This window comes from Rhodococcus sp. IEGM1428, assembly GCF_050321865.1.
GTDB lineage: Bacteria > Actinomycetota > Actinomycetes > Mycobacteriales > Mycobacteriaceae > Rhodococcoides.
This window is the reverse complement of the sequence record NZ_JBNQFW010000005.1, coordinates 65036-78407: the sequence shown is the minus strand read 5'-3', so window position 1 is coordinate 78407 and position 13372 is coordinate 65036. Positions and strand designations below refer to the sequence as shown.

At 64.3% G+C, this 13372-nt stretch carries 13 protein-coding genes; 1 reads left to right on the top strand and 12 read right to left on the bottom strand.

Annotation, left to right across the window (positions count from 1 at the left end; all coding sequences use genetic code 11):
- Window positions 1–3: 3 nt before the first annotated feature.
- From ACQR3T_RS21465 to ACQR3T_RS21455, 3 genes are read right to left on the bottom strand one after another with little or no spacing between them, the layout of a single operon-like run.
- Window positions 4–846: a sugar phosphate isomerase/epimerase family protein gene (locus ACQR3T_RS21465; protein ID WP_428694774.1), complete on the bottom strand. Its 843-nt coding sequence runs from the start codon at window positions 844–846 to the stop codon at window positions 4–6.
- 12 nt (window positions 847–858) lie between these two features.
- Window positions 859–1995, bottom strand: a complete 1137-nt coding sequence (locus tag ACQR3T_RS21460; protein ID WP_428694773.1) for a hypothetical protein — start codon at window positions 1993–1995, stop codon at window positions 859–861.
- Window positions 1992–2945 carry a Ppx/GppA phosphatase family protein gene (locus ACQR3T_RS21455; RefSeq protein WP_032380371.1) on the bottom strand — a complete coding sequence of 318 codons (954 nt, stop codon included), beginning with the start codon at window positions 2943–2945 and terminating at the stop codon, window positions 1992–1994. The genes ACQR3T_RS21460 and ACQR3T_RS21455 overlap by 4 nt, the downstream gene beginning before the upstream one ends.
- Before the next feature lie 78 nt (window positions 2946–3023).
- Between ACQR3T_RS21455 and ACQR3T_RS21450 the strand changes: the two genes are divergently transcribed.
- Window positions 3024–3776, top strand: coding sequence for a hypothetical protein (locus ACQR3T_RS21450; protein ID WP_052064905.1), 753 nt, complete (start codon window positions 3024–3026; stop codon window positions 3774–3776).
- A gap of 68 nt (window positions 3777–3844) precedes the next feature.
- Here the strand turns inward: ACQR3T_RS21450 and ACQR3T_RS21445 are convergent, their stop codons facing one another.
- From ACQR3T_RS21445 to ACQR3T_RS21405, 9 genes are all read right to left on the bottom strand, one after another.
- The gene (locus tag ACQR3T_RS21445; RefSeq protein WP_032380369.1) at window positions 3845–4534 is read right to left on the bottom strand and encodes a response regulator transcription factor; all 690 of its coding nucleotides are present in this window, start codon (window positions 4532–4534) and stop codon (window positions 3845–3847) included.
- Window positions 4531–5703 carry a sensor histidine kinase gene (locus ACQR3T_RS21440; RefSeq protein ID WP_032380368.1) on the bottom strand — a complete coding sequence of 391 codons (1173 nt, stop codon included), beginning with the start codon at window positions 5701–5703 and terminating at the stop codon, window positions 4531–4533. Before ACQR3T_RS21440 ends, ACQR3T_RS21445 begins: the two co-directional genes overlap by 4 nt.
- Window positions 5704–5840: 137 nt before the next feature.
- A complete protein-coding gene (locus ACQR3T_RS21435) occupies window positions 5841–6596 on the bottom strand; it encodes a phosphoglyceromutase (RefSeq protein WP_032380367.1) in 756 nt (251 codons plus the stop codon).
- A gap of 12 nt (window positions 6597–6608) precedes the next feature.
- On the bottom strand, window positions 6609–7772 hold the full coding sequence (locus tag ACQR3T_RS21430) for a low temperature requirement protein A (RefSeq protein ID WP_428694964.1): 1164 nt from the start codon (window positions 7770–7772) through the stop codon (window positions 6609–6611).
- Between the two features lie 227 nt (window positions 7773–7999).
- The gene (locus tag ACQR3T_RS21425) at window positions 8000–8401 is read right to left on the bottom strand and encodes a hypothetical protein (protein WP_428694772.1); all 402 of its coding nucleotides are present in this window, start codon (window positions 8399–8401) and stop codon (window positions 8000–8002) included.
- A gap of 19 nt (window positions 8402–8420) precedes the next feature.
- The gene (locus ACQR3T_RS21420; protein WP_428694771.1) at window positions 8421–8954 is read right to left on the bottom strand and encodes a DUF3558 domain-containing protein; all 534 of its coding nucleotides are present in this window, start codon (window positions 8952–8954) and stop codon (window positions 8421–8423) included.
- A gap of 173 nt (window positions 8955–9127) precedes the next feature.
- The gene (locus ACQR3T_RS21415; RefSeq protein WP_428694963.1) at window positions 9128–10267 is read right to left on the bottom strand and encodes a lipase family protein; all 1140 of its coding nucleotides are present in this window, start codon (window positions 10265–10267) and stop codon (window positions 9128–9130) included.
- 95 nt (window positions 10268–10362) lie between these two features.
- Window positions 10363–12114, bottom strand: a complete 1752-nt coding sequence (locus ACQR3T_RS21410) for a CocE/NonD family hydrolase (protein ID WP_428694770.1) — start codon at window positions 12112–12114, stop codon at window positions 10363–10365.
- Window positions 12111–13319, bottom strand: coding sequence for a lipase family protein (locus ACQR3T_RS21405; RefSeq protein ID WP_428694769.1), 1209 nt, complete (start codon window positions 13317–13319; stop codon window positions 12111–12113). Before ACQR3T_RS21405 ends, ACQR3T_RS21410 begins: the two co-directional genes overlap by 4 nt.
- Between the last annotated feature and the right edge of the window lie 53 nt (window positions 13320–13372).

The following is a 13372-nucleotide window of genomic DNA, read 5'->3' as shown; positions in this document are numbered from 1 at the left end:
GCCTCAGGACAGGTGTGCGCGGGCGAACTGCAGTGCTTGTCCGAGCATCGAGGAACGCTCGGGGACCGTCCGCGCGTTCTGCGTGTTGATCTCGATCACCGCCTGACCGTCGAAGCCGCGGCGCACCAGTTCGGTGCACACCTCCACGCACGGCTGACTGCCGTGCCCGGGGATCAGATGCTCGTCGACGGACGCGCCTCGGCCGTCGGCCAAATGCAGGTGCGCGATGCCCTCGCCCATCCGATCGAGCATCTCGAGGGCGTCGGAGCCCGCGGTGGCCGTGTGCGAGAGGTCGAGGGTGTAGTGACCGTGGCCGACGTCCGTCGGGTCGTACGACGGGGAGAACGCCGACAGGGCGGCTCCCGGGCCGCCCCGTCGTTCCAGTCGCTGTGCCGATTTCTCCTTGCGTCCGAAGAACCTGTCGGCACGCATCGGAAACATGTTCTCGACGGCAACCACCACGTGCGAGTTCGCTTCCAGTTCCGCTACCTGATCGGCGAAGCCCTCGCTGTACTTGCGTTGCCAGCGGAACGGCGGATGCACGACGACCGTAGCCGAACCGAGTTTCTCGGCCACCTCGACCGATCGGGCCAGTTTGGCAATCGGATCCGATCCCCACACCCGCTGCGAGATCAGCAGACACGGCGCGTGGATGGCCTGAACCGGCATCGAGTACTCCCGAGAGAGTGCGGCCACCGCGTCGACGTCCTGGCTGACCGACTCGGCCCACACCATCAGTTCCACGCCGTCGTACCCGAGTTCGGATGCGTAACGAAATGCCGCCTCCGTGTTCTGCGGGTACACCGATGCCGTGGACAGCCCGACGTGTATTCGCTGCGCAGCCATCGCGGTTCCAGCTCAGCCGGTACTGAGCTGGAAGGCGAGCGGACCGAGCGTCACGAACACACCCACTGCGATCGCGATGACGATCGATATCAGATCATCGGTGCGCCGCAGAATTCTCACCACCGCCACGAGACCGACGATCACCAGCACCGACAGCACCAGGGCGACCCATGGCAACACGTCCCACAGTTGCTCGAAGCCCTTGAACAGCAATGCGCCGACGACGATGGCCACCACTGCCTGACCGAGGAGCACGAGCCACTGCCGAACGGCACCGCCCTTGCCCTTGGCGGCCGAAGCACGGCGGCCGGATCGGGTAGCGGGGCTCGCGTCGGTCTCGGTCTCCGGTGCCGCTGCAGTGTTGTCCTCGGCGTCGCGCTCTGCATCCGGCTCGACGAGATCGACGGCCTGGGTGGGAACGGATGTCGCAGGTGCCTCGGTCGACGCGACCTTGCCCGTCGCGGTGGATTCCGTGTCGTCTGTACGCGCAATGCGCGCAGACACCGCCGTCTTCGCGACGTCGTCGACGTCGATCACCGCTGCTCGCGGAGTGACGTCGGTGTTCGGCTCGGCCACCTCGACCTGGCGCGGCGCGGTGAATCCTGCGGGCTTGCGGTTCCGCCCCTGTTCGGCCGCGGTGGATCCGTACGGCTGACGCTCCGGTGGCGTCGTCGGCGCAGCCGGACGATGACCGCGCTCGGTGTCGTCGTGCGACCGATTGAGCAGGTCACCGGCCACCGTGGTGGAGCCGGACAGCAGTTCTGGCTCGGGCTGCTGCTTCTCGCGCCTGGCCACCGGTTGGAACGCGGTCGGGCGTGCGCTCTGCGGTCGGGCCGGTTGTGGCTGCGAGGACAGGAATGCGGGCGCGTCGTCGGGCGTCACGCGGTCGTCGTCGGCCTCGACTCGAGCGGGGGCCGGCGTGTCACGGTCCGCCGGAGGCGGGGCAGGCGCGTCGACCACCGGGGCGCTACGGCTGCCCGGCTCGTCCCGGACGACCGGGATTTCACCGGTGAGCTCGGCGACGGAGATGCCGCCCTTGACGCCTCGGCGACGGCGTCCACCGGTGCTCAGGTTCGTCTGCTGGCCGTTTCGGGCCAACAGCTCGGCAACCGAGATCTGCCCGGTGTCTTCTGGATTGTTCTCGCTCATCTCGAACTCCCCACCAGATCGCCGTCGGTTTCGGTGTCCAGCTTCCTCAAAATCAAACCTTCCCTCAGCGCCCACGGGCAGATCTCGAGTGACTCCACCGACAATGCCCGCATGCTCGCCTCCGCTACCAATGCCCCGGCCACCAGTTGTGGCGACCTGTCGGCGCTGACGCCTTCCAATTCTGCACGGTCGGCGGCCGTCATCCGCGATATGAAGGCTATGAGTTGCCTCAAGCCGCTCGCAGTGAGCGTCCGCGTCACTCTGGGACCGGCCGCGGAGGGCGCGGCACCGGTCAAGCGAGCCAACGAACGGAATGTCTTCGACGTTCCCACGGCCCGGTCGGCGTCGCCGGCCGCGAGCAACTCCTTGGCGGGGGTCGCCAATTCCGCATCCAGCCAATCCCGGAGAACCGCGATACGACGCTTGCCCGGTGGATCCTCGTCGAGCCAATCGCGGGTGAGGCGACCGGCACCGAGTTGCAGAGAGAATGCGACGTCCGGATTCTCGTCGCTTCCGCTGGCCAGTTCGAGCGATCCGCCGCCGATGTCGAGTCCGAGGATGCGCCCGGCGCTCCAGCCGTACCAGCGTCGAACCGCGAGAAATGTCAGTCGCGCCTCGTCGACGCCGGACAATGTCTGCAGGGAAACTCCGGTTTCGGTGAGTACTCGAGCGAGCACGTCCTCCGAGTTGTAGGCGTCACGCACTGCGGAAGTGGCAAATGCCATCAGTTCACTGCAACCCGAACGTTCCGCGATGGCTGCGAACTCACGAACCTCGTTCACGAGGCGATCCGCGCCCGCAGGGGTGATGTTTCCGTGCGCATCGGTGTTCTCGGAGAGGCGCAGCGTTGCCTTGCTCGAGCTCATCGGGGTGGGGTGAGCGCCGCGGTGGGCGTCCACGACAAGTAGATGCACCGTGTTGCTACCGACGTCGAGCACCCCTAATCGCACAGGTCCACGGTACTGGGTCTAGCGTCGTCCTTTGTGACAGCAGGTCGTGAGCAGCCACCGTTCGCTGCAGAGGTCGAGATGGATTTCCCACGAGAGTGGGTCGAATTCCCAGATCCAGACAATTCGGAACACCTCATCGCCGCCGATCTGACGTGGCTCCTGTCCAACTGGACCTGCGTCTTCGGCACTCCGGCATGCCAGGGAACCGTCGAGGGCAGGCCCGACGACGGGTGCTGTTCGCACGGCGCATTCCTGTCCGACGAGGACGACAAGCGCAAGCTCGACGAGTCGGTGAAGTTGCTCACCCCGCAGGACTGGCAGCTCATGGACAAAGGTCTGGGCAAGAAGGGATACGTCGAATACGACGATCTCGACGACGAACAGTCGCTGCGTACGCGCCGCTACAAGGGTGCGTGCATCTTCCAGAACCGTCCCGGCTTCGAGGGCGGCATCGGGTGCGCGCTGCACTCGATGGCGCTGCGCAAGGGCATCGAGCCGCTCGAGGTCAAGCCCGATGTGTGCTGGCAGCTGCCGATCCGGCGCACCCAGGACTGGGTGACGCGGCCGGACGGCTCGGAGATTCTCAAGACCACCATCGGCGAATACGACCGACGCGGCTGGGGCGAAGGCGGTCTCGATCTGCACTGGTACTGCTCCGGCTCACCCGACGCCCACGTCGGCGCGAAGCAGGTGTTCGAGTCCTACAAGCCCGAATTGACCGAGCTGCTCGGCAAAGCCGCATACGACGAACTGGCGTCACTGTGCAAGCGTCGCCGTGGTCTGGGTCTGATCGCGGTGCATCCGGCCACTCGTGAGGCTCAGCGTCGATAGAGCCGCTGCGCCGCATGTGCGCGGAACCTCGTAGCCCACTACGAGTTTCTGTGCACATGCCGCAGGCTCTATCCCTCGAGCTTGTAACCCAGCCCGCGCACGGTGACGAGGTGTTCCGGCTTGGCCGGGTCGGCCTCGATCTTGGAGCGCAGTCGCTTCACGTGCACGTCCAGGGTCTTGGTGTCGCCCACGTAGTCCGCTCCCCACACTCGGTCGATCAACTGTCCGCGGGTGAGCACTCGGCCGGAGTTGCGCAGCAGGTACTCGAGCAGGTCGAATTCCTTGAGCGGCAACGTGATCTGCTCGGATCCCACCATCACGACATGGCGTTCGACGTCCATTCGCACCGGGCCGGCCTCGAGCACTCCGGTGTCGACTCCGCCGTCGACCTCGGCGTCGGAGCCTCGACGCAGTACCGCGCGGATGCGGGCGATGAGCTCGCGTGCCGAATAGGGCTTGGTGACGTAGTCGTCTGCTCCCAGTTCGAGGCCGACCACCTTGTCGATCTCGCTGTCGCGTGCGGTCACCATGATGACGGGAACACCTGAGCGCGAACGTAATTGCTTGCACACGTCGGTGCCGCTCATCCCGGGGAGCATGAGATCGAGCAGCACGATGTCCGCTCCGGCGCGATCGAACTCGGCCAGAGCCGACGGTCCGTCGCCCACGACGGTGGCCTCGAACCCTTCCTTGCGGAGCAGGAAGGCCAGTGGATCGGCCAACGACTCTTCGTCTTCCACGATCAGAACGTTGGTCACTGATTCTCTCTTTCTGTAACCGCAGCGTCGTCTTCTTCTTCGAAGTACGCGGGGATCTGGAGGGTGAAGGTGGATCCGGTGCCCAGCTTGCTCCACAGCGAGATGCTGCCGTTGTGGTTGGCTGCGACGTGTTTGGCGATGGCCAGGCCGAGGCCTGTGCCGCCGGTGGCCCGCGACCGAGCTTTGTCGACGCGGAAGAATCGTTCGAAGACGCGTTCCTGGTCGGCCTTGGCGATGCCGATGCCGCGGTCGGTGACGGCGAACGCGACCTGCGAGCCGCGCAGGGCCCGGCTGACCGAGACGGGCGATCCGTTGGACGAGTACGCGATCGCGTTCTGGATGAGGTTGGCGAGCGCCGTCACCAGTAGAGCTTGGTCGCCGAGCACTTCGAGTCCGCTCGGGTGATCGGTGGTGACGGAAATGCCGGCGTTCTCGGCGGCGAGCTTGGAGCGATCCATCGCCTCGTTGACGACGGTGTCGACGTCGACGACCTCGAGGTCGGGTAGCTTCTCGGCCCCTTGCAATCGCGAGAGCGCGATCAGCTCGGTCACCATGTTGCCCAGGCGTTTGGATTCGGCGACGACCTTGCCGCCGAAATGCCGAACGGAATCCGGATCGTCCGCGGACTCGAGCAGCGCCTCGGCCAGCAGGCTCATCGCACCGACGGGCGTCTTGAGTTCGTGACTGACGTTGGCCACGAAGTCGCGACGCGTCGCTTCCATCCGCACCTGCTCGGAATCGTCGTCGGCGAAGAGCACCACAAAACGTCGATCTTCCTTGCTGAGCAGGCGCGCGACGCATCGGACGGCGATCTTGTCGCGGCCCGGTCGCGGAGCCTTGGAGCTGAGATCGACTTCGACGGGATGGCCGTCGGACAGCACTTTCGTCGCCGCAGCCCAGGCGCGCTCGTCGATCGAACGGTTACGCACCAAACCGAGCTCCTCGGCCCGTGGATTCGAGAGCACGACGTCGTGAAACTGATCGACGACGGCGATGCCGCTCTCCGACGCGAGCACGATCAGGTCCAGTACCTGCGACATCGTCAAACCGGACGTGGCGCGGCGACGCTCCGAGTGTCGAGTGTTGAGATACGGGATGAGAACACCGCCGACGAGGTATCCCACGAAGGCCGCGGCGATTGCCAGTAGTACGGCCGATGCAACACTCACACCGGAATCGTACGTTCGATGGACAGCTCACATACGCAGGGTGCAGGCATTTCCCTGGTCGTCATAGTCCTCGTCGGCAGTGTTCTTCGTTCGTTCACCTGCAGTTTCGACAAACTGCCGGTTTGTGCGCGGTGGAGTTACTTACCGCCCTGATTTGCCACGGCAGCAGCTCCCGCGGCCGCTGCTTCCGGATCGAGGTAGGTGCCACCCGGATTGGTGGGCTTCAATTTGCCGTCGACCTCGGTGAGGTCGTACTGCAATGGGATGCCGGTGGGAATGTTCAGCTCGGCGATGTCCGCGTCGGAGATCTCGTCGAGGTACTTCACGAGCGCGCGCAGCGAGTTGCCGTGCGCGGCGACGAGCACGGTCTTGCCTGCCTTCAGGTCGGCGACGATCGTCTCCTCGAAGTACGGGATCAGCCGCTCGACCACATCTGCGAGGCATTCGGTCAGCGGAACGCTGTCCAGATCGGCGTAGCGGGGATCGGCATCCTGGCTGAACTCGCTGCCGACCTCGATGGCGGGCGGCGGGGTGTCGTAGCTACGACGCCACAGCATGAACTGCTCGTTGCCGTACTTGTCCTTGGTCTCGGCCTTGTTCAAGCCCTGCAGCGCGCCGTAGTGCCGCTCGTTGAGACGCCAATCGCGCACGACGGGAATCCAGTGGCGGTCGGCGGCGTCGAGTGCAAGGTTGGCGGTGCTGATCGCGCGACGCAGCAGCGAGGTGTACAGCAGGTCCGGTAGGACGCCTGCCTCCGCGAGGAGCTGACCGGCACGCTTGCCCTCGGCCTCACCCTTCTCGGTCAGTCGCACGTCGACCCAACCGGTGAACTGATTGGACGCGTTCCATTCGCTCTCGCCGTGACGGAGCAGAATCAGGGTTCCGATACTCATGTGGTCAGTTTCTCATGCGGGACGCTGGGGAGTGGAGCCTGCGGAACGACCTAACGCTGGGGGTCGTGGCCCGCGTGCGACGAGCACGCCGACCACGACGATCATGACCGCGGCGGTGAGGGTGATCGGGATGGGAATGATCGGGTCGAACAACACGAGCAGGGCGCCCACCGGAACTGCGATGTTGACGACGCGGTCCGCGTGGGCTCGGATGGCGATCAGCCACACTCCGAGGACGAATATCGCAATCGGCACCGTGACGGTGAACGACGCGGCAACGTCGCCGAGCTTGCTGTGTTCGGTGAGCACATCGATCTCGACCTCGATGCCGGCCGAGAACGCGCCGGCGGCCGCAAAGATGAAGTAGTGCGCGTAGCCGTAGATCAGCGAGTTGCCGAACTTTCCGATTGCCCGGTGATGCGGCGGCCAGAAGTAGATCCACCACAGGCTTGCGGTGACGACGAGTGTGAGGACGGAAATCGAGATCAACGGTGCCAGGGCCGTCTCGTCGTGCAGCGCTTCGATGATGGCGTTGGCCGATGCGAGCAGACTTTCGCCGAGGAGTATCAGCGTGAACAGCCCGTAGCGCTCGGTGATGTGATGCGGATGCCACGGCGTCGAGCCGCTGCGTTCGGCGATCACCGGAACCGACATCTCGGCAGCCGCCAGCACGAAGAACATGATGACAGCGGCCGTGCCGTCGAGCAGCACCATCCACAGAATCCACAGAACCTGCACTCCCGCAATGCCTATCGCGTACGACAGTGCGGTCTTCTTGTACTCACTCGACCGAGATGCTCGAACCCACTGCGTCACCATGGCCACGCGCATCACGACGTAGCCGAGTACCACGATCGCGAAATCCTTGTCCACGAACGCCGGTTCGATCCCCGCGGCGAGCACCAGGACTCCGGCCATCTGCACGACGGTCAACGCGCGATAGAGCCAGTCGTCGGTGTCGAACGACGTGGCGAACCAGGTGAAGTTCATCCACGCCCACCAGATCGCGAAGAACACGAGCGCATAGCTGAGAAGACCGTCGGCAAGGTGGTTCTCGGTGAGCGCATGATGGAGCTGCACTGCCGCGATACTCACGGCCACCACGAACACGAGGTCGAAGAACAATTCGAGTGGACTCGCGGTCCGGTGTGGCTCCTGGGGATCACGCGGTCGCATCGGCACCAGACGTGCAGTGGAGAGATTCACGCTCGCAGACTAAGTCATCCGATTCGCGAATGTTGTCTCGATTGTGTTGCTGCGGTTGTCTTTACGGACATTTCGGGCATGTTCGACGGTATGGCGCGACCATTTTCGGGACCTCACACCCTTTTTGCCGACCGCGCGCCGGGATTCAGCGCATAACGGGGGTGTGAGGTCGAGAGAAAGGGTGTGAGGTTGCGGATCTACTCCCCCAGTGCTGCTCCGATACCGCCGATCCGAGCTCCCACACTCTGATCGACCGCTTCGGTGTCGACGAAATAGCGGCGGAACACCGATCGCATCAATTCGATGACCTCGATGTGCTGCCTGATTACAGAAGCCGCCGAGCCTTCTTCGCCATCGGCCAGTCGCTTGAACTTCGCACCCAGCAATCGAGCCGACGGAAGGGTGCCATATGCGTTTAGATCGACAAGAAATTTCGTTTTTCCCAGCATTCCTGCCAGGTGGTCGATGTAGTCCGCGCAGACCTGGTCGCACCGAGATGCAACGCCCGCAGGAATTTCCATCAGCCCTGCCTCAGCACGCTCCGAGAGGTCCCGCCAATACTGCATCGACTCGAACAGATTGCCGTTTCCAGAAGCCATCGAACCTCAGCCTTTCTGTCTACCGTGCCCGCGCAGGCAGGCTGGTCTGCAACGATTTCGTGACCCGACCGATTTCCGAACACGGATCACCCATCGGCTCGCGCCCAGCCCTTCCGTCGAGAATGAAGTACACGATTCCCCCGGTAACTTCGTAAGCGATGCCGCAACTGACCTCGTCGTACTTCGCGGTACGTCGAAATTGCACGAAACCGTCTTCGTCAGCAACAGTGAAGCTGCCGAACTGGTCGTTCGCTTCTACATACCCGAGGTTGTGAGCCGAGGAAAATACGCCCAGGAAGTACCACGACCCAGGGTCAGGGTCCGTCCAGATACACGTCTTCCAGTCGTTGGACAGCGGCGCATCCCCGAACAGGTTCGTGCTTTTACTTCCCACATCCAATCCCGCGGCCTCGATGGCATTGTTCGGGATGCTGCACGGATCCCACGGCTCGGCTGCGCTCGGTGCTTCCGACGTCGAGGTCGGCGAATCCGCCACCGGCGCTCCCGACGTCGAGTCGCCACATCCGGCGACCAGAACCATCACCGCGGTCACACCCGCCACCGTCCACCGAGTTGTCCTCACATCTGTTCGACGCACCGAACATCGCGTCGGTTCCACCGACCACAACGACCTCACACCCCTACTGACGACTGCGCGCCCCCGCTCACTTCAGAGCAAGGGCGCGCAGTCGTCAAAAAAGGTGTGAGGTCACTACCGAGGCAAGATCAGCCGCAGTTCGACGGTGCCGGCTCACCTCGGAATCGTGAGTCCACGTAGGCGTAGGCCTCGGGCAGTCCGACGAGCGATCCGCTGAAGTGCTCCGCAAATGGGTACGCCCGGAACTGAACGGTGGCACCGGCTGCGCAGTAGCGATCGACGGTTTCCTTCACCGGCGCGAACGGGGTGATAAAATCGTTGATGCCGTGCCAGATGTACACCGGGGCCGTAGGCACGCCTTCGTAGTCGACCAGGCTGTTCTTCTTCAGTACTGCCTGCGCTGAGGGCAGCGACGCGATGTCGACGTTCGACAGATCTCTCGCGCTCTTGAACGCTCCGCCGATGATGATCGGGCGGCGGCATTCGTTGCTGACACGATCCCGCAACGCCAGGCCGGCCGCATTGAGGTTTTCCGAGACGGGGAACTCGGTGGGGTATTCACGTTCGAGTCCAAGCGATGCCGCGAGCGCCATTCCGAAGGCCGGGTGTGGAATCGCGCTGTAGCCCAGGTTCTTTGCGATCAATCCGAGGTCGGCAGGCGTTCCGCCGTGCACGCTGGCCACGATGTTCAGCTCGGGGGCGTAAGTCGGTGCCATCGCACCGGCCCACGATGTCGCCAGTGCGCCGCCGGAGTAACCGAGCAGAGCGACGGGGCTGTCCTTCAGCGGCAACTGCTCGAAGTTCTGGACCGCCCGAACACCGTCGAGCGTCAACCGACCTTCGTACTCGGCAGCGCCGTAGGCACCGGTCGGTCCGAGGTAATCCGGTACCGCAACCGCCCACCCGCGGGCGACCATTCCGACGTACAGGCTCGGAGCTTCACCGATCTCGTACGTGAAGAGGCCGTGCGAGGGTGCACATTTCACACCCAGGGCATTGATGACTGCCTGGTAGGACACCAGCGGCGTCCCCGCGCCTTTACCGCGCGGCATCAGCACAGTCGTCACCGCGGCAACGGGAGCACCGGCGGAGTTGGTCGACCGGTACTTGAGTTGCCAGATGTCGGTGTTCGGGTACATCCATGCGTCGGCCCGACGGCTGGCGAGGATGTCACCCGGCGCGTGATCGGCGATGTCGGCCGGTGCCGCGTAGAAGACGTCCGGATCGGGGGCAGTCGGCGCTGGGGCAGCCGAAGCTGTTGCGCCCATTGCGAACAGGGACGCGCAGAGTGCCACCAGAATGGTCCCCAGGGCAAAGAATTTTCGGATCACGGTGAGCCTTTCGGAGTAAGCAAATCGAAGTGTCACGGCACTGTAGGTAAAGAGAACTGGTTGGTCGGATCCGTCGAGGAGAAGGTGACGTCCGCCGGGCCGGGTCCACCGGCGAAGGACGGATCGGAAGCGGTGATGTCGACTCCGATGCGGTGGCCACGGTCGAATCGATGGACGATGCTGGGCAGCGAGATCGTCACCGGGTCCGCGGATCCGGTGAGGACGGCGGGTGCGACGAGCCCGTGAATCGGACTCCGCACACCGTTCGGTGCGACGTCGAGCACGGTGACGAAGACCGTCGCAGGCCCGGACACCGTGGGACTGATGGACAGCTCCGGTGCGCCGACGACGTCGACGGGTTCGGCCAGCGGCGCGGTTGTCCAGGTGGCGGAAGAACCGGGTAGCGAGACGCGAGGAACGGGCAGTTCCGCGGCAATGTTCGGAAGGCCGAGAGTGGTGTGCATCGGACTGCCTGCATCCCGAATCGTCTGTGTCCACGCACCACTCGGGACGTCGCCCTGGGACAGAGTGCCGTCGGCCAACTGGAACGTGCGCCTGGTGCCGACGGGGAACGTCTGCGACTCTTCGTAAGCCGGCGACGCGACGCCGTTGTAGGGCACCCAGTCTCGGAAGTAGGTGAATGCCGGCCCCGGGTCGACGTCCTTGTCCTTGAGGTGTCGGTCGAGCCAATTGCCCACCAGTGCCGCTTCGTGCTGATTGAACGGATCGGGGGCTTTGATGTCGAACTCCCCCGGATAGCCCTTCCGATCGTTGTGTCCCCACGAGTGCCAGACCATGGACGTTTCCACTCCGCGCGCCCGCAGAGTATCGAACGTGGCTGCTGCCTCGTCGAGACTGAACAGTGAATCCTTCTGGCCCTGCGTGAGCAGAACCGGGACATCGACTCGATCGAGATAGTCCACGGGCGAGACGTGACGCATCGCCGCCAGAGTTCCCGGGTCCGGTTCGCGATTGGCAGAGAAGGCGGACGCGGCGTCGCAGACCCACTGGGCATAGTTCGGGCATCCCTGTGCCCGGTCTGGATCGGCTGCATACCCTCCGGGACCGGTCAGGACGGCGCCGGCCGCCAGAAATGCCGAACCGAACACGCTCTTGACCGGGCCGACCGACCTGCGCCCGGCTCCATCCGGTGCCAGCGAGCGAGCCAGATCGTTCCACGTGATCATCGACGCGACGGTATCCAGTCGCGAATCCACCGATGCTGCCGCCAATCCCGTTGCACCGGCATAGGAACCACCGAGATAGCCGACGCGGGGATCCTGCGGAGCATCGAGGCGAACGACGTCCAGAACGGGGGCTTCGACAGAGAGAGCGGCGTCGGTGAACACGCCTTCGCTGTCACCGGCAAGGTAGCCGATGAGGTCCGAGGCAGCCATGCCGTCGTAGTCGGGATCGGCGAAATAGATCTTGCACGTCGAGCCACCGAAACCCAGGGCGGAGTACGACAGAACCACGTAGCCGTGGGTCGCGAATCTCGCTGCGGCACCCGCTTGGTCGTCCTTGGATCCGCCGAAACCGTTGCTGGTCAAAATGGCCGGAGCCCGGTTGTCCGGTCCCAGACCATCGGGGACGTAGATGTCGCCCACGACAGTGCACTGCTGATCCCGCTCAGGACCAACCGCGACGTCGAAATATCGAGTCTGCACCGAGAAGTCGCCGAACGATTGCGGGGCCAGCACCGGAAGGTCCGCAGCATGAGCAGGCGCGGTGGCCACGACCAGAGCGGTCGCGGTGACACCGACCACGGTCGAGAACAGTTTCATCGGACGCAGTTCGTCGGCGGCGCGACACCCCGAAACCTGTTGTCCAGGAATGTGAGCGCAGCGGGAAGACCCTCGAAGGCCGCCTGAATGTGCTGCGGGGCGTGAACGACGTCGAACTGCAGAGTCGCCCCGTTCGCGCAGTACCGTGCGGCAGTGTCGCGCAGGGCACCGATGGGGATCAAGGGGTCGTTGTCGCTTCCCCACAGCAGCGTGGGTGCGGTGGGAACTCCCGCATACTTCAGCAAACTGTTTTCGTCGATGATCTGCTGCGCTTCGGGGCTGTCCACCAAGGACGTCGTGGTCGAGACCGCCAGCGCGCTCTTGAAGGCTCCGGTAGCAAGGATCACCGGTGTGCACGCATTCGAGACCTGATCCTTCAACGCCAGACCGGTGGGATTGAGCTGAGCCGTGATCGGTAGACGGTCGGGGTACTCGCGTTCGAGTCCGATGGCCGCGGCAAACGCGAGCCCGAATGCCTGATGCGGCTGGAAACCCAACGCGCGAGCGATGTTGTCCAGATCGGCAGGCACCCCTCCGGCTGCGGCACCGACGATGTTCAGCTCGGGTGCATAGCTCGGAGCGAGCGCGGCAGCCCACGCCGTCGCCATCCCACCACCCGAATACCCGGCCATTCCTACCGGACTGGCCGACAGTCCGAGCTCGGGAACCCGCTGCGCGGCGCGAATTCCGTCGAGAGTGATCTGACCGCCGAGCTTGGCTGCGCCATAAGCACTTTTGGGACCGAGGTGGTCCGGGACTGCGACCGACCAGCCACGCATCAGGGCCAGGTTGAGAAATTCACGCTCCTGAACACCGGTCGTCGGATCGGCCCCGAACAACGATTCCGACGGCGCGCACTGCAACCCGAGCGCGTTGACGAACGGCTGATACGACAGCAGTGGCCCACCGGGTGCGCGGTTCGCCGGCGCGAGAACGGTTGTCACAGCAGCGATCGCGTCTCCTCGGGAGTCGGACGATCGATACTGGATCTGCCAGATGTCGGCACCCGGGTACAGGGGACTCGAGAACCGCCTGTTCGCCACGACGTCACCGTTGTTCTTACCGGTCAGGTCCGCCGCAGCCGCATAGAGCGTGCCGGGCACCGGTGTCGGATCGGTCGGCGCGGCCGACGCGTGTGGTGCAGTGACGAACAGCATCGACATCAGCCCGACGGCGGTCGTCAGGGTCAAGAGGGTGCGGCGCATGATGAAAGCTCTTCTCGATTTTCATTGGGCCCGGGCCATTCGTCGGACCGGGG